Source organism: Amnibacterium flavum (assembly GCF_003097495.1).
GTDB lineage: Bacteria > Actinomycetota > Actinomycetes > Actinomycetales > Microbacteriaceae > Naasia > Naasia flava.
In genome coordinates, this window is sequence record NZ_QEOP01000001.1 from 1,066,950 (window position 1) to 1,087,381 (window position 20,432).

Sequence of the window (20,432 nt, forward strand, 5' to 3'; positions counted from 1 at the left end):
GGCTCCCGTTGACCTTTCCGACAAAACCGGGCGCCGTTCTCCGGCGAACCGGGGGATGCCCCGCCGTGTCAGGCCGACCGGCGGCGCAGGTGGAGTCGGCGCAGCAGACCCCACCAGGTCACCCGGAGCATCGCCTCGGCGACGATCGAGCGGCTCATCTTCGATACTCCGCTGATCCGCTCCCGGAACTCGATCGGCACCTCGGTCACCCGGGCGTCCGAGTCGACGGCGCGCAGGGTCATGTCGATCTGGAAGCAGTAGCCGCGCGAGTGGACGTCATTGAGGTGCAGGGCGCCGAGCAGCTCGGCGCGGTAGGCTCTGAACCCCGACGTCGAGTCGCGGGTCGGGATGCCGAGGGCGACGCGAGCGTACGTGTTGCCGCCCCGGCTCAGCGCCTGGCGTGCTGTCGACCAGTCGACGACGCGGCCGCCCGGCACCCAGCGCGACCCGATCGCGAGGTCGGCACCGCCGAGGGTGACGGCGTCGAGGAGGTCGCCGAGCTGTTCCGCGGGGTGGGATCCGTCGGCGTCCATCTCGATGAGCACGTCGTAGCCACGGCCGAGGGCCCACTCGAATCCGCTGAGGTAGGCCCGACCCAGACCGTCCTTCGTCTGCCGGTGCAGCACCGATACGCGTTCGGAGGCGGTGGCGATGCGGTCGGCGAGGTCGCCGGTGCCGTCGGGCGAGCCATCGTCGACGACGAGGATGTCGAGGCGGGGATCCGCCGCGAGGACCAGATCGACCACCGTCTGCAGCGTCTCCACCTCGTTGTAGGTGGGGAGGACGACGACGGCGCGGAGAAGGTCGGGGGCAGCCTCGTCTGGCACCCCGCAATACTAGGGCCGCGCGCGACGAGGCCTGGGATACCGTGACCGCATGGAGCTTCCCCGTTCACGCGCCGCATCTAACCGCCTCGAGTGGCTGGCGAGCGCGGCGTCCACCAACGACGAGCTGACCTCGCGGGCGGTCGGACCCGCGGCGGCCGAATGGCCCGGGGGATCGGTGATCGCGACGGACACCCAGACGGCGGGCCGCGGTCGGCTGGGCCGCGTCTGGACCGCACCGGCCGGTACGTCGCTCGCGGCGTCGGTGCTCGTCCGGCCCGACATGCCCGTCGCGGCCTTCGGATGGCTTCCGTTGATCGCGGGCGCCGCGATGACCCGCGCCCTGCGCGCGCTCGGGGCCGATGCCGAGCTCAAATGGCCGAACGACGTGCTCATCGGGGGACGTAAGGTGTGCGGCATCCTGTCGGAACTGCTCCCCGACCTGACCGGCGCAGTGGTCGGCGCCGGCGTGAACATCTCGATCAGCGCCGACGACCTCCCCGTCGACACCGCCACGTCACTGATCGTCGAAGGGGTGGACGCCGACATCGACTCGGTGCTGGGCGGGTTCCTCGAAGACTTCCTCGCAGGCGTCGCGTCGCTGGCCGCAGCCGGAGGCGACGCCGATGCCGGCGGCATCCGGTCCGACGTCGCCGCCACCTGCGGGACCATCGGTCGCGCGGTCCGCGTGATCATGCCGGACGGCGAAGAGGTGCTCGGCGAGGCGACCGGCATCGACTCGTCGGGTCGGCTCGAGGTGGCCCGTGGCGACGCGCGGATTCCTCTCGCCGTCTCCGCCGGGGATGTGACGCACCTGCGGTATTAATGAGTCATGGCGGCGGGGGCGAGGCGGGAGAGGTCTGCTGCCGCGGGTTCCAAGCGGACGTTCGACCCGAGCTCCATCTCACGTAATGCCGGGGGCGAGCAGTTGGTGGCGCGGCTCCATTCCTCGGCCCGGCGACTGCTCCTCCCCGCGATCCTCGTCATCGTCGTCTGCGCCGCGACCGGGTATCTCACCGGGAACCTGCCCGAGACCTGGCAGAACATCGCCCTCCCGGTGGTGGCGGTCGTGATCGTGATCCTCGGAGGTGTCGCCCCGTTCATCGCCTGGGCGAGCCGTGTCCACGTGATCACCACCCGTCGAGTCATCTCCCGGTCGGGGGTGTTCACCCGCACGCGTTCCGAAGTGCTGCACCACCGCAGCAACCGGCTCTCGCTCCGACAGGGACCGCTGCAAGCGCTGTTCGGCAGCGGCGACATCACCGTCTCGGTCTCCTTCCCCGAAGGTCGGGAGTTCCGGATCCGGGACATCCCACAGGTCGACCTCGTGCACGCCGCCCTCGAGGACCTCGCGGAGAACGCCTCCGTCGTCCCGCCCTCGACCCGCGCTTCCGAGGCGACGCGCCGCGCTTTCGACCCCTGAGGTCAGCGGGTCGCGTCTGCCCTGTCAGCGCTTCGACGCGGACCGTCGCGGGTGGTAGACCCAGTGCCGGTACAGGGTGAACCGCAGGAGCGAACCCAGCAGCAGCCCGATCACGTTCGAGGAGATGTTGTCCGCCAGCAGGCTCGTGTAGCCGAGCACGTAGTGCGACACCCACAGGCAGAGCAGGCCGACGCCCATGCCGGCGAGGCTGACGACGACGAACTCGAACGCCTCCACCGCGCTGTCGCTGCGCCGGTGCGGGCCGAACGTCCAGTAGCGGTTGCCGATCCAGTTCGCGACGATCGCGAGCGTCGTCGACGCGACCTTCGCCAGGATCGGACCCTCGTGCAGGATGCTCGGGGCCAGGATGGTCGCGCGCAGCAGGTTGAAGACGCCGAAGTCGATGACGAACCCGACGCCGCCGACGAGGGCGAACTTCCACAGCTGATCGAACAGCGCGACCGCCGAGGTGCGCAGACGCCCTCGGGGCACGGCCTCCTCGGTCGCCACGGCTGCTCCTGTCGGGAAGGGTTCGGGGTGCTCGCTCATGCGGGAGGATGGACGAGCGGTTTCGATCGCGATCCGGGGAAGTCTAAGTCAGTCCGGGCATGGGGCATCGAGAAGGGAATCGACGTGAGAGTCGGAGTCATCGGCGGAGGTCAGCTCGCACGGATGATGATCCCTGCAGCGGTCGAGCTGGGGATCGACATCGCCGTGCTCGGCGAGGCGGACGATGTGTCGGCGCGTCAGGCGGTCACGCAGGTCGGCGACTACCGCGACCTCGACACCGTCCTGGCATTCGCGGCCACCGTCGACGTCGTCACCTTCGATCACGAGCACGTCCCTCAGCCGCTCCTCCGCGAGCTCGAGGCCCGAGGCGTCGCGGTGCGGCCCGGAGCCGACGCCCTTCTCTACGCGCAGGACAAGCTCCTGATGCGCGAGCGCCTCACCGCCCTGGGGCTACCGGTCCCCGACTGGCAGCGCGTCACCACAGCCGAGCAGATCGATCGCTTCGTCGCCGACCACGGAGGACGCGCGGTTCTCAAGACCCCTCGCGGCGGGTACGACGGCAAGGGGGTCCGCATCGTGCACGGCAGCGCCGACGCCCAGGACTGGTTCGACGACTTCGACGCCCTGCTCATCGAGGAGGCCGTCGATTTCACTCGCGAGCTGGCGCAGCTCGTCGCCCGCAATCCCTCCGGCGAGACCGTTCTGTGGCCGGTCGTCGAGACGGTGCAGCAGAACGGAGTGTGCGCTGAAGTGATCGCGCCGGCGCCCCGTTCCGCCGGCCGTGTCTCCGACGTAGCCGCCGAGATCGCGCTCGCCGTCGCCGGCGGGCTCGGCGTGACGGGCGTTCTCGCCGTCGAACTCTTCGAGACGGCGGATGGTCGGGTGCTCGTGAACGAACTCGCGATGCGTCCGCACAACTCGGGTCACTGGACGATCGACGGGTCGACGACGAGTCAGTTCGAGCAGCACCTGCGCGCCGTGCTCGATCTGCCGCTCGGGCTCACGGGGTCGCGCGACGCGTGGAGCGTGATGGTCAACATCCTGGGCGGCCCGCAGGACGGCACCCTTCCCGATCGTTATCCCGCCGCGTTCGCCGCGCAGCCGGGGGTGAAGTTCCACAGCTACGGGAAGACCCCTCGGCCCGGTCGCAAGGTGGGGCACGTGACGGCGGGCGGGGACGACCTCGACGATGTCGCCTACCGTGCGCGGGCGGCGGCGGCGCAGTTCGACTGACGCGCCACCACGCAGCCGGTTCCCCGCCATCTCCCGTTCACGTGTGAGCATTGATCAGGTGATGAGCCGACCGATCGAAGGTGCGGAACGGGACCGTCTGTCCTGGGTCGACGCCGGTCGCGGCGTGAGCATGCTGCTCGTCACCGTGTTCCACGTCACCTTCGTGATGGACGGGGCCTTCGGTCCGCGGGTCGGCATCTGGCCCGCCATCGACGACGCACTCGTCCCGCTGCGGATGCCGCTGTTCTTCTTCATCTCCGGTCTGCTGGCCGCGCAGGCGGTGAGGAAGCCCCTCGACCGCACCCGCCGACGCACGTCGGGTCTCGTCTACCTGTACCTGCTGTGGTCCGCGATCCAGGTCGTGCACCTCTTCTATTCGCTCCCGGGTCGAGGCGCCTCAGCCCCCGACATCTACGACGTCGTCGCCAGCTTCCTCTTCCCGACAGGCCTCTGGTATTTCTGGGCGCTCGTCGTCTTCTTCCTCGTCAGTCGGCTCCTGGTCGTCGTCCTGCGGGACCGATCGATCTGGGCGCTGCCCGCCATCGCGGCCCTCGCGGTCGTGTCACCGCTCGTCGACCAGGCCACGGACGGGATCATCAACTCCGAGTTCGGTGCCGTCTTCTTCGGTGCCGCCTGCGCGAACTTCGTCTGGTTCTACCTCGGGCTTCACGTCCGGCACGGTGCGTTGGACTTCGTCGCGCACGCCACCTGGCGGAAGGCGCTGGCCGCGAGCGTCGGCTACGTCGTGCTCTATCTCGTCGTTGCAGCACTCGGCCTGGCGACGGAACTGCGCTGGCTGCTCTCGGCCGTCGTGCTCTACGCGGCTCTGCAGCTGCTCGGCCTCCCGAGCTATCGCGGTCGGATCGGTCGCTCACTCGCGGCGGTCGGCCGGCGCACGCTTCCCGTCTACGCCTCGCAGTGGATCGCGCTGCACCTGCTGGCGAAGCTCATCGTCGAGTACCCCTCCCTGGCCCCGCTCGGCCCGCACGCGGTGGTCGCGAGCATCGCCACGCCGGTATTCGCCCTCGCGATCGTGGCGCTCACCTGGTGGATCGGGGGACTCGTCCTGCGCAGCCCGCTGAGCTGGCTGTTCGACCCTCCGCAGTGGCTGGTCCGGCCGCGGGGAGCACGCAGCCGGAGAGATGACGTCTCCAGGCACACCGAGGAGGGCGCGCCGAAGGGGCGTTCATAAACGGACCGCCTACCATTGCGGTCATGTCCGACGAGAGTCTGGTCGCGCCGTCGCGCGTCGAAGAAGCAGTGGTGTTCCCTGCCGCGCTCGGTGAGTCCGACGACCTCGGCCCGGTGGTGGGCGTGGTCATGGGTTCCGACTCCGACTGGCCGGTCATGCGTGCCGCCGCCGTCGCGCTGCGGGAGTTCGGCGTGCCCATCGAGGTCGAGGTGGTCAGCGCCCACCGCACACCCGACAAGATGATCAGCTACGGCCGTGAAGCGGCGGCCCGCGGACTCCGAGTCATCGTCGCGGGAGCGGGCGGGGCGGCGCATCTGCCCGGAATGCTCGCCAGCGTCACGACTCTGCCCGTCATCGGTGTACCCGTGCCGCTCTCCACACTCGACGGCCTCGACTCGCTCCTCTCGATCGTGCAGATGCCCGGCGGCGTCCCCGTCGCGACGGTCTCCATCGGCGGCGCGAAGAACGCCGGCCTCCTCGCGGTTCGCATCCTCGCCGCCGGCGATCCCACCCTCACCGGCAAGCTCGAGGCGTACATGCAGACGCTCGCCCAGCAGGTGGAGCAGAAGAACGCTGCCCTCCAGGCGGGACTCGACTCGACAGAGGGCTTGTGAGCGGCGCGTCCGGGTACGTGACCGCGCCGCGGTCGGGGAGCGCCCGCACCTCCGGCACGCACCCGACCCTCGGAGCCGGCAGCACACTGCGCCGCCCCAGTCCCGTCACCCAGAGCGTGATGACGCGACGTGCGTGGTTCCTCGTCGTGCTCAACCTGCTGATCCCGGGATCGGCCCAGGCCCTCGCCGGCAGTCGCAAGCTCGGTCGGTTCGGTCTCCGCGCGACCCTCTCGCTGTGGCTGCTCGTCGGCATCGCCGTCGTCGTGTACCTGCTCTGGCCGGTGGTCGTCTTCAGCGTCGCCACCAACCCGATCGGCCTGTGGGTGGCGCAGGTGCTCCTCGTCGCCTACGCGATCCTCTGGATCGTCCTGACATTCGACACGCTCCGCCTCGTGAAGCTGGTGCGCATCAAGGGCTCGATGCGTCCGGCGGTCGCCGCGTTCTCGATCGTCACCCTGGTGGTGCTGACCGGCACCGCCGCTTACGGGGCCGTCGTTGCCGGCACGACCCGCGACACCATCGGCAACGTGTTCGCCTCGGCGCCTCCCGAGCCGCCCATCAACGGTCGCTACAACATCCTGCTGCTCGGCGGAGATGCGGGCCCCGACCGCGACGGGCTCCGACCCGACAGCGTCTCCGTGATCAGCATCGAGGACGCGACCGGCAAGGTCAGCATGTTCGGGCTTCCTCGCGACCTCACCAGCATCCCGTTCTCGGCGGACTCGCCGATGCTCGCGAACTACCCCAACGGCTACGGGTACAACGACACCTGCGACGTCGACGTGTGCATGCTCAACTCGATCTACACCGAGGTCGAGCTGAAGAGCCCCGACCTCTACCCCAACGCCGTCGCAGAGGGCAGCGAACCGGGAATCGAGGCGATGCGCGACGCGGTCGAGGGTGCGCTCGGAATCCAGATCCAGTACTACGTCCTCATCGACATGTACGGCTTCGAGCAGCTGATCAACGCGCTCGGAGGGATCACGATCGATGTCAAGGAGCGCCTGCCCATCGGCGGCAGCGAGGACCTCTCCGATGTCGGCGCCTGGATCGAACCCGGCGTTCAGCACATGGACGGCAACACCGCCCTCTGGTACGCCCGCTCACGGCACGGGACCAGCGACTACGACCGCATGTCGCGGCAGCGCGAGGTGCAGGAGGCGATGATCCAGCAGATGGATCCCTCCAACGTGCTGGCCAGGTTCCAGGACGTGGCGGCCGCGGGTTCCGAGGTGGTCAAGACCGATATCCCTCAAGGCACGCTCGGACGCTTCGTCGAACTGGCGCTCCTCGCGAAGGGGCAGCCGATCACGAACGTCGACTTCGTTCCGCCGCTGATCGACCCCGAGGCCCCCGATTACTCGCTGATCCAGCAGATGACGGCCGACGCGATGGCGCTCACTCCGGCGGAGGGGGACTGACAGCACGGGCTCGCGCGGCGTCGCGGCACGGATCGCGGCAGCATCGGTTGCGGCAGCGACGATCGGGCTGCTCGCGGGATGCGTCATCGAACCGCCCGGCAACGGACTCGTTCCCACGTCGGGTGCGCCGGTCGAGCGGAGCACGCAGGATGCCGAGAGCGCGGGGCGCGCCGAGACCTTCGCGCCTCCGGTGGAGTGGACTGACGAGGAACTGATCGGCGCTTGCAAGGCGGCCGACGACGGTCTCGACGAGACCCGCTCATGGGACGACTATTCGTCCGATCCCGAGGTCGTCAACACGGGCGACATGTGGACCGTGACGATCTCAGCGCTCGACGGCAGCGATTCACTCATCTGCGAGGTCACGGGCACTCCCGAGTCGTCGACGGTCAGCTTCCGCTGACCGAGCCGGCTCGCGTGCCGCCGATCAGAGGTCGGCGTGCAGCTGCCAGACCCGCTCCGCCGAGTCGCGCCAGCTGAACGCCTTCGCGCGGTCGAGCCCGGTGATCGCCAGGCGCTCCAGCGCGGTCGCATCGCCGACGGTCGCGGCGATCGCCTCGGCGAGACGCTCGGGGTACGACTCGGACGGGAAGCGTTCGACCACGACTCCGGCATCGCCGACGACCTCGAGCAGGGCGGGCGCATCCGAGTGGATCAGGGGCGTGCCGAAATGAAGCGCCTCGATCGCGCTGAGACCGAAACCCTCGTGCAGGCTGGGGGCGATGTAGACCGTCGCGCGATCGATGACCACCGCCAGCTCGTGGTCGGGCAGGCTGTCGATGTGTCGGATCGCGCCGGTCGGCGCTCCGGATTCGACGATCGCCTGGTCGACGGTGCGCTCACCCCAGGCCGGCGGGCCGACGAAGATGACGGGCAGGTCGTGGAAGTCGGGCAGCGCCGCAGCCGCGAACAGGGCGTCGACCGCCTTGCGCGGTTCGAGGGTGCCGACCGTGAGCACATAGGACGAGGGCAGCGCGAGTCGCTCGGCGATCTCGTCGGCATTGTCGGGCAGTGTCAGATTCGAACTGACCGCACCGCCGATCACGCGAAGCCGATCGCCGAGGCCGAGCCGGTCGGCGAGCTCGTCGGCCACGGCGTGTGTCGGGACGACGATCGCGTCGGCGTGACGACGGGCGCGGCCCGCCATCTGCAGCACCCATTTCGACTGGACGCTCGAGGACTGCGGGTACAGCCAGGGCGCCGCGTCGTGGATGGTCACCACGGTCTGCTCGCCCGGGCTGCTGGCCCGATCGTGCCGGGTCAGGGGGGCGAGCAGCGACGGGGAATGGACCATGCCGCCGAGCGGCCGGGTGGTGAAGCCGTGCTGCCACGCGGCTCGCACTTCGCGGCGGGGGAGCGCCAGCTTGTGCAGTCCGCTCAGACCGGGGAGCAGCTCCTCGAGCCTCTCGTACTCGGCCGCGGTGGCCGCCGCGACGATGCCTTCGATGTTGCAATCGCGGGGAGCGTGCTCGATGAGCGCGCGCGTGAGTTCCTCGCTGTATCTCGCGATGCCACGCGGAGATGCCTCGAGGATGTTCTCGAGCACGACGCGCAGAGTCACCATCGAGAGGAGCCTACCGGCGGGGTCTTGGCAAGCCCCTGCGACGAGCGGATGATCCTGTCGCGACCGGAGGATGATCCCTCCGCGGCGATGGCAGTATGTCGTGCCCTTGAACGTGCCGCGGCCTGTCTCCGGCATAGAAATGCCGTACCACAAGGAAAGGCCGATATCCGAATTGAGTACAAATGAGTTTGGGTGTCTGTTAAGTTATTCAAGAGTAGGGCGTCGGCGTCAGAGAAGCGGCCCGCAGGCGTCGATCCGGTACAGCACCGTCGACCCCTCGGTGAGGACGGGGACGAGGGTGGCCGACGCGACGGCGCGGTCGATTCCCGCGTAGAGGGCGGCCTGCGGATCGGTGCCGCCCCACAGCTTCTCGGGATCGGCGATCACGTAGCGGACGCGGAGGTTATCGAGCGCTTCGCAGACGTCGGGCGAGGTGCCCGCCTCGTCGAGCCGGGTGGCGACGATGTCGCGGTCAGCGCCCCACACTCCGACGAGATGGGGGAAGACGGGTTCGCGATGTCCGATGGCCCAGACGAGGGAAGAGCCGTCCCACGGGTTGCTCAGCACGCGCTGATCCGCGGGAACGATGCTGGCAACCTGCTCGAGCAGCGCGATCTCGTCGGCGTCGATGAGCGTGCCCGCCTTCTCGCTCTGCGGCAGGGCGAACGTGCGGCCGATCTGCTCGCTCATGACCGACAGAGTCGGGCCGAACCAGGAGAGCAGCACGGTCGCGGCAAGAGCGGCCGCCGCGATCCGGGGACCGTGCCGGATCCCGCGCCGTAGCCACTCGAGGGTCAGCACGATGAGCGGGATGCTCAGCAGAGGGAGCACCGAGATGAGCCGGTACTTGTCCTTGTACCAGGCCGCGGTGAGGATTTTCGCGAGGTCGTCGTTGGATCCGGCGGCCAGGCAATACAGCACCCCCATGACGAGCACGCCGAGTACAACGGGCAGCGCGCGGCGACTGCGGAACGCCAGCACTGCTCCGGCGAGCACAGCGGCAGCGAGAAGGATCGCGGGAGGCAGCGGGAGATCTCCCGGGGCCGACAGCGGCGCCGCGGTCAACACCTGGATGGCCGACGCGAGCAGATCCTGGTGCGCGGTCGCGGGCCCGCCGGTCAGCCGATTCGAGATGGGGTCGTTGACGAGGTCGTAGGCGCGCACGAGGATCACCCCCGCCGCCGCAACAGCGATGACAACGGCCGCGATGGGGATCGCCACGACGGCCATCGCCGAACGCCGGCGTCCCGCCCGCCGCAGACCCTGGCTCGCGAGCACGATGACCAGCACCGCGAGCGGCACCGCCAGTGCCACGAAGGTGATGAGAGTCCGCGGATGTGCGAACACCGCGGCGACCACCCACACCAGCAGGAGTGAGGCGGGGTAGACACTGCGCCGGAACGCCGGGAGCACGCCGCGCGCGAACGCGACCCGGTTGAGCGGCACCGCGAACCAGAGGAGCGCGAGGCCGGCGGGCAGCAGCGCGGTGGCGAGGCCCGTCGGGTACAGCGTGCCCCAGCTGAGCAGCAGGTAGGGGAAGGCGGCGAAGCAGGTCGACAGGGCGACCGGGATGAGAAGACGCCAGCCGGGCAGAGCATGCCGGCCGACCACCGCACGGGTGAGCAGCACCACTCCCGGAGTCCACAGCGCGCCCGCCACTGCGATCCACACCGCTCCCGTCGCGGTCGCGACAGGTACGAGCGCGATCTGGGAGGTCAAGGCAACCAGCGAATGCCAGGCGGCGGGATAGAAGTCGATCGAGGCGCTGTCGGGGTTCGTCAGCCGGTACAGCTCGAGGGATGACGCCCGTCCGGTGTCGAGGATCGAGGCGGCCGCGTTCAGGTGGAAGACCGCGTCATAGGTCTGACTGATCGCGCCCACCGGGGTGTCCCGGTAGGCGATCACGCCGACGACGATGAGGGCCACCAGGGCGCCCGCGCTCAGAACGAGGGCGTCATGAGAGGAACCGCGTGCCCAGGCGGGAGGCGTCCTCTTGCGCATCAACAGCCGGGTCGCGATCGCAGCCACGAGGGCCAGCACCAGCACGGACCACCAGCCGAACCACACCCCGACGAACTCGCTCAGCACTCCGACGACGCCGACCGTCGCAATGGTCAGCGGAGCGGCCAGCGCGACCAGTGCGATGCCTCGAATACTCGCAGCCCCCGCGATCAGCAGGCCCGGCGTGACGAGCACCACGACGGCGACGAAGGTCGACCAGACCACGGAGGGATCGAGCAGAGTCATCGGCTTCCGGAAATGCGTGGCGGGACGGGTCACCCACGCTACCCGATGCGTCGGTGCCGCCGCGGATCGCCGCGACAGCAGCGCGCGAGTCCGTATGCAACTCTCCGCGTATCGGGTCAGGTCAACCCGCCAATCGGCAAAGGCTCTTGTCAGGACCCTGCAACTGCCACGCGACCAGCTTTCATCCGAGCGCTAGTCGCCCGCGACCAGAAAGACCTGGATGCCGTAGACGAAGATGGCTGTGCCCTGACCCGGGCCGTTGTTCGATTCGACCGTGAGAGAGACGACTTCGGCCGTGGCGGCTGTCGCACTCGCCACTTGAGTCTGTCCCTCGGCGGTGTTGATCGTGTCACCGGGCTGAAGGTCCGCAGCTGCGGCCGGGCCGTTCGGCGTTGTGAGACATGTCGTCGGAGTGACCGCAATGGTGGCGCCCCCAACCGACGTCAGCTCCACGACAGGTTGGCTCGTCGAAGCGCTGACAGCTGACACCGTGACGCCGTCGCCCCACGGTGTGGAGAGGAGGAGGCCCGGGGTCAGGCTCTCCACCCTCGACGAGGCGCCATCGACGCGCTTCGCCAAGGCATCGGCGGCGATCCCGTTCGACGCGCAATGGGTCGCGTCGCCGTCATCGATGAACAATGCGACGTCGTCGAACGACTCGGGGATCGAGGCATCAAGGCTGTCGTCGAACGACGCGAGATCGGTGTTGGCAGTGGTCCCTAGGGTTTTCGCGCGATATCGCACGGTGCCAGCCGACGCGTCGTACGAGGGTTCGTCGAGTGTCACGGCGAGCGTCTGTGCGTCGCTGTCGCCGTGGCGCAGCACGATCGCCGCATTCGGTGCAACCGGCGCCCAGTTGAAGGTGGAGATGAACTGGTCTGTCGGGAGGCTGCCGGCATCGCGCGTCGGCCTGTCCGCGAAGTAGACGGTGTGGTCCTCGACGCCTGTGAGGACCAGGTCGTAGTAGTCATCCGAGCTCGGGAGGAAAGTCCCCGACGTGGCCTCCTGCACGAACAGGTAGTTCGCGCTGTCGTCGGCGTTGGAGGCGGCTTCGTAGCTCGAGCCCTGCTCACTGGTGGACGACATCGCACATCCGGACAGCACCATTGCGACGACAGCGGCGGCAGCCGCCACCCCGATGTTCCTCATGACATCCCCCGTTGATGCGCGCACGTGGACGCACCCGTCGACGGTGCTGGCGGCGAACGAACCCCAACCAGCCCCGGTTCGAGGGGCCCGTCGGATGGAGAGGGCGACGAGTGCTGTCGCCCAGGACAGTACCAGTGGTACTGTCCTGAAGGACGGTTTCCAACCGAAGAAGGCAAAATGATGAGTAAGGAACTGAAGAACGACGAACTTCCCGCTGCGGTGCACGGGTTCGTTGAGGGCTGGCAGGGAGGCGATGCGGACAACGTGCACGCGTTGTTCGCCGAGGCTGCTGTGGCCTCGGACCAGGGCGAGACCTTTCGCGGGCCGGACGAGATCCGCCGCTGGATCGACGGCTCGATTCATCTCTTCACGACAAGCCTGACCTTCCTCGGAGCACGTGAGGTCGACGGAATGGTGGGGGCGTCGTATCGGCTCGAGGGAAACTTCCCCGGCGGGGTCGCGGAACTGGAATACCAGTTCCGCTTGAACGATGAGGGGCGGATCGTTGAGCTCGATTTCGCGCCGGCGGCTGCGTAGCTCGTCCGCGCCTGACTCGGGTGAGTAGAGGGGAAGATGCGTATGTCGCTCTCAGATCACGATCGACTGGATGGTCGTCGAACTCTGGTGACTGGTGGAACGAAAGGGGCCGGTGCCGCGGTTGTTCGGCGATTGCGGGAGCTCGGCGCCGACGTCTGGGTCTCCGCTCGGTCGATGCCTGAGGGCTTGGAACGCCCAGACCGATCCATCAGCGCGGACACCGCCACCAAGGCGGGCACTGATCGTGTCGCGGCCCAGATGGAGAAGGCCGGTGGCGTCGACATCGTCGTGCACGTTGTTGGAGGATCGTCCACGCCGGCGGGCGGGTTCGAGGCGGTGCCCGAGGAGCAGTGGATCACCGAACTCCAACTCAACTTCCTCGGCGCCGTGCGTCTGGACCGCGCGCTGATTCCGGCCATGGTCGCTAAGGGGTCAGGAGTCGTCGTGCACTTCACGTCGATTCAACGACAGCTGCCTCAGTGGGAGTCGACACTTCCTTACGCGGCCGCGAAAGGAGCGCTGCGCACCTACAGCAAGGGACTCGCCACCGAGCTCGCGCCGAAAGGTGTTCGTGTCAACGCGATAAGTCCGGGTGGCATCAGGACAGAAGCCACGGAAGTGTTCTACGACCGGATCGCCGAAGCCAACGGAATCAGCAGGGAGGCCGCGGCGCAGCGCGTAATGGATTCCCTCGGAGGCGTGCCCTTGGGGCGGTTCGCCGAGACGGATGAGATTGCCGACCTCGTTGGTTTCCTGGTCTCTGATCGGGCGTCGGCGATCGTCGGCGCCGAGGTCGTGATCGACGGCGGAACGGTGCCGACGATCTGACACCTGATGCGGCATAGACGCCGGTCAGCCCTCGTGTGGTTGGCCGGCGGCTCGTCTTCCCGTCGCAGGGCAACTCGAGCAAGCGACCAGGGCCAGCATTCATACGCGACAGCGACGCGGGTCTCCGTCGATAACCCGGTATTGCCTGGGTGCGATGGCGCCGCGATGAGCCGCAGCGGTGGTACTAAGGCTTCACGGGGAGAAGGCCCCGTTCCAGCATGCGATCCGCTGACGTTATCGCGTCCTTCACGAACCTCTCGGTGAGAGCCGTGTAGTGCTCGATATCGGCGGGTGACCACGCTTCCAGCACTTCGGCGATCATGCGATCGCCGAGTGCGTACACGCCACGTGCCGCCTCCTCTCCCGCGGGAGTGAGGCTGATCAGGGTGGCACGCCGATCGGAAGGGTCGGCCGAGCGCTCTACAAGCCCATCGTTCTCGAGCCGGCGCACGATCTTGCTCACGTACGACGCCCCAGTGGCGAGGACCTCGGACAGCGCGGTCGGGCGCATCGGTCCCCAGGCGAGAAGGTGCCGGAGGGTTGCGTGAGAAGGCTGGTCGATGCTCTCGCCGCTCTTCGCGAGGATCTCCCCTTGCAGGGCGGGAGAATCCCACAGCAGGATCAGCGCGCTGAGGTTCGCCAGCAACTCCGACCGGTACGGGAAACTGCTCGCCTGCAGCGGCAGCGAACCCGGGCTCACAGCGCTGCTTTCCATGGCTCGATTCTACCGAAATTGCACTGTGGGACACTATCTCTCAGCGCGTTGCGCCGCACGGTGTTGCCCCGGCGATGGTAAGGGACGCGCGCGATAGCGAATCCAAACGGCACTTCAGGCTCAAGGCTTCGATCGACCCAGGACGCACATCGGTGCGTGTCCGTGAGGAGATTGCGTTCTCGCTGCATCTCGCACGAGCTCGGGCAGCCGCCACGGACAACGGTCGGCCTCTCGAGCGGCACTCGCTCGCCGACCATCTGCCATCCCCTGACAGCGGGGATGGTTGAATGGGTGACGCGTCCGCCGGGCGTCTTCGACGTGTCAGGACCGGGAATCGATTGACTCAGCAGCACGTGAGCACCGTCGTGGCGGTCGTGGTCGCCTACAACCGTCGAGAGCTCCTGCTGGAGTCGATCCAGGCCCTGAAAGAGCAGACCCGGCCCCTCGACGCGATCATCGTCATCGACAACGCGTCGACCGACGGAACCGCCGACGCGGTCCGTGCGGCGGCACCCGAGGTCGAGCTCTGGGAGCTCGAGCGCAACACCGGGGGAGCGGGCGGCTTCGCCGTCGGTCTCGCTGCGGCCCTGCAGAACCGCGCCGTCGACTGGGTCTGGGCGATGGACGACGACACCGTCCCGACGCCCACGGCGCTCGTCGAACTGCTGCGCGTCGCCGAGAGGGCGCCGGCTGACACCGACCTGCTCGGCTCCCGGGTCGTCTGGACGGACGGGCTCGACCACCCCATGAACACGCCTCGACCGAACCCGTTCGCGCGCGCCGCGCGCCGCGCGTCCGCCACCCGCGCGGGCGTCGTCGATGTGCGCACCTCGTCGTTCGTGTCGATGTTCGTCCGCGCCGACGCCATCCGTCGAGTCGGTCTGCCGATCGCCGACTACTTCATCTGGAACGACGACTTCGAATACTCCGCCCGGCTCGTGCGCGGCCGCCGTGGTCTCGCCGTTCCCGCGAGCGTCGTCGTCCACAAGACCAATGTGCGAGGTTCCACCGACGCCGACCCCGGAGCGCGCTTCTTCAATGAGGTTCGCAACAAGGTGTGGCTCTGGCGGTTCTCGTCCGCGCTCTCGCCCCTCGAGAAGATCGTCTACGGCGCCTCGACGATCCGCCGGTGGATCCGCACCGTGCGCCTGTCGAGCGACCGGCCGACCCTCCGCGACGGGTTCCGCACCGGATGGTCCGACGGCTGGCGTTCGCGTCCCCGCCCCAACTCCATCGTGCTCGCCGACCTCGGCCGTGCGACCGAAGCGGTCCGCGCCGTCGAGGAGGCCGCCGTCCGATGAGCACGCCGCCGTTCTCCCTGCTCCTCCCCGTCTACCGGGGCGACCACGCCGCCTACCTCAAGCGGGCGTTCGAGTCGTCGGTCACCGAGCAGACCCTCGTCCCCGACGAGGTCGTCATCGTCCGCGACGGCGCCGTGCCCGAGCCGCTCGCGGCCGCGATCAGCACGATCGTCGACTCGAGTCCCGTGCCGGTGCACCTCGTCGAACTCCCGCAGAACCGTGGCCTGTCCCGGGCGCTCACCGCCGGCCTCGAGCGGTGCAGTCACGAGATCGTCGCCCGCATCGACGCCGACGACGAGAGCCTCCCGCACCGCTTCGAGAACCAGCTCACCGCCCTGATCGACGGGTCCCTCGACCTCGTGGGCGGCGGCATGTTCGAATTCGCCAGCGACTCCGGTGCCGCCCTCGGCCTGCGGATCCCCCCGCATGGCGCCGCGATCGCCGACTACGCGCGCTTCCACGACCCGTTCAACCATCCGACGGTCGTCTACCGGCGCGAGGCTGTCCGCAAGGCCGGGGGATACCGCGAGGACACCCCGCTGATGGAGGACTACTCGCTGTTCGCCCGGATGATCCACTCCGGCGCCCGCGTCGACAACCTGCCCGAGCCCGTCGTCCGATACCGGGTCGATGCCGGCGCGTACAAGCGCCGCGGAGGGTGGGCTCAGCTGCGCGCCGAACTCCGGCTCCAGCGCGAACTCCGCTCGATCGGGTTCACCACGAGGCGGCAGGCCCTGCGCAATATCCTGGTGCGGGGCGGCTACCGCCTCATCCCGCTCGGCATCCGGCGTGCCGCCTACCGCCGTGTCTTCGTCAGGGGCCAGCAGTGAGTCCCTCCACCAGCGGTCGTCGTCTCCATGAAGGGGAGCCATGCAGCCCGATCTGATCATCGTCGGCGCGGGCCTCTACGGTCTCACCATCGCCGAACGCGTCGCCGAGGAGCTCGGGCTGCGCGTCGTCGTCATCGACCGTCGCAGCCACATCGGCGGCAACGCCTACAGCGAGATCGAGCCGACGACCGGCATCGAGGTGCACCGCTACGGCGCGCACCTCTTCCACACCTCCAACCCGTCGGTCTGGGAGTACGTCAACCGGTTCACGAAGTTCACCGACTACGTGCATCGCGTCTACGCGAACTACCGCGGCGAGATCTACCCGCTGCCCATCAACCTGGGCACCATCAACCAATTCTTCCGCGCCTCCCACTCGCCGGGTTCGGCGCGTGAGCTCGTCGTCGAGCAAGCCGCCGAACTGGGCGACGGCAAGCCCGCGAACCTCGAGGAGAAGGCGATCTCCCTCATCGGGCGCCCGCTCTACGAGGCGTTCGTGCGCGACTACACGGCCAAGCAGTGGCAGACCGACCCGCGCGAGCTGCCGGCCGAGATCATCTCCCGGCTGCCCGTCCGCTACAACTACGACAACCGGTACTTCAACGACCGGTTCGAGGGACTGCCCGTCGACGGGTACACGGCATGGTTCGAGCGGATGGCGGACCACCCGCTCATCGAGGTCCGTCTCGACACCGACTTCTTCGACGAGTCGCAGTCGATCAGCAAGGGCAAGGTCGTCGGCCGAATCCCCGTCGTCTACACCGGCCCGCTCGACCGCTACTTCGAGCACGGCGAAGGCGAGCTCGCCTGGCGCACCCTCGACTTCGAGCAGGAGGTGCTGCCGATCAAGGACTTCCAGGGCACGCCCGTCATGAACTACTCCGATGCCGGCGTACGCTACACCCGCATCCACGAGTTCCGGCATTTCCACCCCGAACGCACCTACACCGACGACGCAACGGTCATCGTGCGTGAGTTCTCGCGGTTCGCGACGCGTGACGACGAGCCCTACTACCCGATCAACTCGCCCGTCGACCGTGAGCGTCTGCTTCGCTACCGCGAGCTCGCGAAAGCCGAGGACGGCGTCTGGTTCGGTGGGCGCCTCGGCACCTACCAGTACCTCGACATGCACATGGCGATCGGGGCTGCTCTGTCGGCGTTCAACAACGAGATCGCCCCCCACTTCCGCGGCTGACCCGGGGGCCGCGGCACCCAATCGGTTAGGGTCGAGCGTGTCTGGGCCCCGGTAAGGAAACCGGATGGCTAGCATTCAGGCATGCGTGCCCGTCGAGTTCCCGCCTCCGTCACGCTCGGCACTGCCGTACTGGTTGCCGGCCTGCTGAGCGCGTGCACCCCGGACACCGACGCCCCGCGGTCGCCGACTCCGCCGAGGTCCTCCCCGTCCGCATCGAGTTCGCCGAGTCCGTCGCCGACGCCCACCGAGCCCCCTACAAAGCCCGTGCCGCCAAGTGTGGATCCGGACCCGCAGAGCGCCCCCGTTCAACTGCTCGACGCGCGCTTCGACGCGGATGCCTCAGCCATCGTCGTGTCGGCCGTCATTCCCGACCGTGTGGCCGAGGGGTCCTGCCTGCTCACGATCACCTCCGCCTTCGGGGTCGACGGCGTGACCGCACCCGCCGTTCCCGACGCCTCCGTGACCTACTGCGCCTCGGTGACCGTGCCGGTTGCCTCCGCGTCCGAGGGGCCGTGGTCCTTTGAACTCCGCTACACCGATGACACGTCGTCGGGCTCGATCGCCGGAACGGTGGACTCCCGATGAATCGCTTACCGCGATTGGCTGCGGCCACGGTCGGCCTGCTCGCTGTCATCGCGGGCCTCCTGAGCGCAGCTCCGCCGGCACTGGCTGCTGATGCTTCGCAGTTCGACCCCGGCAACATCATCAGCGACTACCGCTTCTTCGACGGCGGCGCAATGTCGACCGAGCAGGTCCAGCAGTTCCTCAATTCGAAAGTGAGCCAGTGCCGAGCTGGGTACACCTGTCTGAAGGACTACCGGCAAAGCACCTGGACGCGTCCCACCGACCCCATGTGCAGCGCATACATCGGCCAGGCCAACGAGACCGCGGCCCAGATCATCACACGAGTCGGCCAGGTCTGCGGTGTCAGCCAGCGTGTACTGCTCGTCCTCCTCGAGAAGGAGATGTCGCTTGTCACCGACACGTGGCCGGAAGCATGGCAGTACGAGAAGGCCACCGGCTACGCGTGCCCGGACACCGCTCCCTGCGACGCCGAGTTCGCCGGCTTCTACAATCAAGTTTACAAAGCGGCGTGGCAGTACAAGCGTTATTCGAATCCCCCGGGCACCAGCCGAACCTACACCTGGTTTCCCGTCGGACAGGTGTCCAACGTGCGGTTCCACCCGCGGGTCGAGTGCGGGACGAGCCCTGTCCTCATCCGCAACCAGGCGACCGCCGGACTGTACTACTACACCCCCTACCAGCCGAACGCCACGGCCATGTCGAACGTCTACGGCGGGCAGACCGATGGTTGCTCCTCGTACGGGAACCGCAACTTCTGGCGCCTCTATACGGACTGGTTCGGCTCGCCCACGAACCCTGTCGATCCGATCGGCTCGGTGGACGCGATCACTCCTGCGCCGGGCGGGATCACGGTGCGCGGATGGACCCTCGACTTCGACACGACCGACCCCATCGCCGCCCACGTCTATGTCGACGGGGTCGGCGTAGCTACCCGGGCGGACCGAGCGCGTCCTGACGTCGCCTCGGTCTACTACCGCCCCAATGCCGCGCTCGGTTTCTCCCTTGACGTACCCGCGGCGCCCGGAGCGCACCAGGTCTGCGTCTTCGGCATCAACGTAGGACCCGGCGGCAACTCACGTCTCGGCTGCTCCACCGTCGTCGTCTCGGACGGAAGCCCGTTCGGCAGTGTCGACGACGTCTCCGCCGTGGGGCCGACGGTGTCTGTCGGCGGATGGGCTATCGACCCCGACACCGCCGCCGCGATCCCCGTGCATGTGTACGTCGATGGCGCCGGATATCCCCTTCAGGCCGACGGCGCACGGCCCGACGTGGCGGGCGTGTTCCCGTCCTATGGCACCCGCCACGGGTACGCGGCATCATTCACGTTGGCGCGAGGGCCACACCAGATCTGCGCCTACGCCATCAATCAGGGCGCGGGTCGGAATGTGCTTCTCGGCTGTCGAACCGTGCAGGTGACGGTCACGGGTGAAGACCTCGGACGGTCGCCGGTGGGCAACATCGACGCGGTCACCGCCAATCGCAACTCGCTTACGGTGTCGGGCTGGACCCTCGACCCGGATACAGCGAACGGCATCGACGTCACGGTGTCGGTCGACGGCGTCCCATCGACCATTCGGGCCGATAGGTCCCGGCCCGACATCGCCTCGGCGTTCCCGGGCTACGGAGGAGCGCATGGTTTCGAGACCACCATCGCTGCCGCGCCCGGCGTTCGCAACGTGTGCGTGACGGGCATTAACGCCGGCACGGGCCCGAATGCCAATCTTGGCTGCCGGTCGGTGCGCGTGCTCGCTTCCGATCCCATCGGGTCCATCGACGTGGCTCGTGGCGGTATCGGTGTGGTGGAGGTGTCCGGCTGGGTCGCGACCCCCCAGGTCCCTACCCCCATCTGGGCTCACGTCTATGTGGGGACCAGCGGCCTCCCGGTGCTCGCCGACCTCCCGCGGCCCGACGTGCAGGCCGCCGTCGCCGGAACGGGACCGCAGACAGGCTTTCAAGTGACCGTCCCGTCAGCCACGGGGCCGGTCGATGTGTGCGTCTACGCGGTCGACCCGGGTAATTCCGTCCAGTCGGTCATCGGATGCCGGAGGGTTGTCGTCCAGTAGCGAGATCGGGACGCGCTCCGGTCAGGTGACCTCCCGGACTCCCAAGCATGGCGGTTCCCACCGACCGCACGCGGGTCCTTCCAATCGGGACCCTGCCGGGACGCGCGCGTTCATTTGTCGGTCAGCTGCGGTCGAATCCCTCGGGGCGCCGAGTAGATGCCTCGAGAGAGAAGCCGATTAGCCGATGCAGCGAGTAGCCGA

20 protein-coding genes are annotated in these 20,432 nt (G+C 68.3%); 14 read left to right on the forward strand and 6 right to left on the reverse strand.

Going from position 1 to position 20,432, the window contains the following annotated elements:
• Window positions 1-68: 68 nt before the first annotated feature.
• Window positions 69-827, reverse strand: a complete 759-nt coding sequence (locus tag DDQ50_RS05045) for a polyprenol monophosphomannose synthase (protein ID WP_116755569.1) — start codon at window positions 825-827, stop codon at window positions 69-71.
• A 49-nt stretch (window positions 828-876) separates the two neighbouring features.
• Between DDQ50_RS05045 and DDQ50_RS05050 the strand changes: the two genes are divergently transcribed.
• Entirely contained in the window at window positions 877-1,650 is a 774-nt protein-coding gene (locus DDQ50_RS05050) for a biotin--[acetyl-CoA-carboxylase] ligase (protein ID WP_116755570.1), read from the forward strand.
• 105 nt (window positions 1,651-1,755) lie between these two features.
• Complete coding sequence (locus tag DDQ50_RS05055) at window positions 1,756-2,247, forward strand: PH domain-containing protein (RefSeq protein ID WP_165829698.1); 492 nt, start codon at window positions 1,756-1,758, stop codon at window positions 2,245-2,247.
• A 24-nt stretch (window positions 2,248-2,271) separates the two neighbouring features.
• On the opposite strand, the gene DDQ50_RS05060 is transcribed toward DDQ50_RS05055, so the two are convergent.
• A complete protein-coding gene (locus tag DDQ50_RS05060; RefSeq protein WP_116755572.1) occupies window positions 2,272-2,796 on the reverse strand; it encodes a GtrA family protein in 525 nt (174 codons plus the stop codon).
• A 78-nt stretch (window positions 2,797-2,874) separates the two neighbouring features.
• Between DDQ50_RS05060 and DDQ50_RS05065 the strand changes: the two genes are divergently transcribed.
• The 5 genes from DDQ50_RS05065 (at window position 2,875) to DDQ50_RS17205 (ending at window position 7,620) form a co-directional block, all read left to right on the forward strand.
• Entirely contained in the window at window positions 2,875-3,990 is a 1,116-nt protein-coding gene (locus tag DDQ50_RS05065; RefSeq protein WP_116756107.1) for a 5-(carboxyamino)imidazole ribonucleotide synthase, read from the forward strand.
• Window positions 3,991-4,051: 61 nt separating this feature from the next.
• Window positions 4,052-5,182, forward strand: coding sequence for an acyltransferase family protein (locus DDQ50_RS05070; protein ID WP_165829699.1), 1,131 nt, complete (start codon window positions 4,052-4,054; stop codon window positions 5,180-5,182).
• A gap of 128 nt (window positions 5,183-5,310) precedes the next feature.
• Window positions 5,311-5,796, forward strand: a complete 486-nt coding sequence (purE, locus tag DDQ50_RS05075) for a 5-(carboxyamino)imidazole ribonucleotide mutase (RefSeq protein WP_240614289.1) — start codon at window positions 5,311-5,313, stop codon at window positions 5,794-5,796.
• The gene (locus tag DDQ50_RS05080; protein ID WP_338065115.1) at window positions 5,793-7,217 is read left to right on the forward strand and encodes an LCP family glycopolymer transferase; all 1,425 of its coding nucleotides are present in this window, start codon (window positions 5,793-5,795) and stop codon (window positions 7,215-7,217) included. Before purE ends, DDQ50_RS05080 begins: the two co-directional genes overlap by 4 nt.
• 190 nt (window positions 7,218-7,407) lie before the next feature.
• Window positions 7,408-7,620 (forward strand): hypothetical protein, encoded by a 213-nt coding sequence (locus tag DDQ50_RS17205; RefSeq protein ID WP_165829700.1) that lies wholly within the window; start codon window positions 7,408-7,410, stop codon window positions 7,618-7,620.
• 24 nt (window positions 7,621-7,644) lie between these two features.
• Here DDQ50_RS17205 and DDQ50_RS05090 read toward each other — a convergent pair whose 3' ends face one another.
• The 3 genes from DDQ50_RS05090 to DDQ50_RS05100 all read right to left on the reverse strand — a co-directional run bounded on the left by DDQ50_RS05090 (window position 7,645) and on the right by DDQ50_RS05100 (window position 12,177).
• Entirely contained in the window at window positions 7,645-8,781 is a 1,137-nt protein-coding gene (locus DDQ50_RS05090) for a glycosyltransferase family 4 protein (RefSeq protein WP_116755576.1), read from the reverse strand.
• Between the two features lie 228 nt (window positions 8,782-9,009).
• Window positions 9,010-11,061, reverse strand: coding sequence for a DUF6541 family protein (locus DDQ50_RS05095; RefSeq protein ID WP_133245903.1), 2,052 nt, complete (start codon window positions 11,059-11,061; stop codon window positions 9,010-9,012).
• 159 nt (window positions 11,062-11,220) lie between these two features.
• Window positions 11,221-12,177 (reverse strand): hypothetical protein, encoded by a 957-nt coding sequence (locus DDQ50_RS05100; RefSeq protein ID WP_133245904.1) that lies wholly within the window; start codon window positions 12,175-12,177, stop codon window positions 11,221-11,223.
• 180 nt (window positions 12,178-12,357) lie between these two features.
• Between DDQ50_RS05100 and DDQ50_RS05105 the strand changes: the two genes are divergently transcribed.
• The gene (locus DDQ50_RS05105; protein WP_165829701.1) at window positions 12,358-12,714 is read left to right on the forward strand and encodes a nuclear transport factor 2 family protein; all 357 of its coding nucleotides are present in this window, start codon (window positions 12,358-12,360) and stop codon (window positions 12,712-12,714) included.
• 42 nt (window positions 12,715-12,756) lie between these two features.
• Window positions 12,757-13,542: an SDR family oxidoreductase gene (locus DDQ50_RS05110; RefSeq protein ID WP_116755580.1), complete on the forward strand. Its 786-nt coding sequence runs from the start codon at window positions 12,757-12,759 to the stop codon at window positions 13,540-13,542.
• Window positions 13,543-13,726: 184 nt separating this feature from the next.
• Here DDQ50_RS05110 and DDQ50_RS05115 read toward each other — a convergent pair whose 3' ends face one another.
• Window positions 13,727-14,257 (reverse strand): MarR family winged helix-turn-helix transcriptional regulator, encoded by a 531-nt coding sequence (locus DDQ50_RS05115; RefSeq protein ID WP_116755581.1) that lies wholly within the window; start codon window positions 14,255-14,257, stop codon window positions 13,727-13,729.
• A gap of 353 nt (window positions 14,258-14,610) precedes the next feature.
• Here DDQ50_RS05115 and DDQ50_RS05120 point away from each other — a divergent pair, with 353 nt between their 5' ends.
• The 5 genes from DDQ50_RS05120 to DDQ50_RS05140 all read left to right on the forward strand — a co-directional run bounded on the left by DDQ50_RS05120 (window position 14,611) and on the right by DDQ50_RS05140 (window position 20,231).
• Window positions 14,611-15,558: a glycosyltransferase family 2 protein gene (locus DDQ50_RS05120; RefSeq protein ID WP_240614237.1), complete on the forward strand. Its 948-nt coding sequence runs from the start codon at window positions 14,611-14,613 to the stop codon at window positions 15,556-15,558.
• Window positions 15,555-16,388, forward strand: coding sequence for a glycosyltransferase (locus tag DDQ50_RS05125; RefSeq protein ID WP_116755583.1), 834 nt, complete (start codon window positions 15,555-15,557; stop codon window positions 16,386-16,388). The genes DDQ50_RS05120 and DDQ50_RS05125 overlap by 4 nt, the downstream gene beginning before the upstream one ends.
• Window positions 16,389-16,428: 40 nt before the next feature.
• Window positions 16,429-17,583 carry a UDP-galactopyranose mutase gene (glf, locus tag DDQ50_RS05130; RefSeq protein WP_116755584.1) on the forward strand — a complete coding sequence of 385 codons (1,155 nt, stop codon included), beginning with the start codon at window positions 16,429-16,431 and terminating at the stop codon, window positions 17,581-17,583.
• A gap of 276 nt (window positions 17,584-17,859) precedes the next feature.
• On the forward strand, window positions 17,860-18,168 hold the full coding sequence (locus DDQ50_RS17210; protein ID WP_116755585.1) for a hypothetical protein: 309 nt from the start codon (window positions 17,860-17,862) through the stop codon (window positions 18,166-18,168).
• Window positions 18,165-20,231 carry a hypothetical protein gene (locus DDQ50_RS05140; protein ID WP_133245907.1) on the forward strand — a complete coding sequence of 689 codons (2,067 nt, stop codon included), beginning with the start codon at window positions 18,165-18,167 and terminating at the stop codon, window positions 20,229-20,231. Before DDQ50_RS17210 ends, DDQ50_RS05140 begins: the two co-directional genes overlap by 4 nt.
• Window positions 20,232-20,432 lie beyond the last annotated feature (201 nt).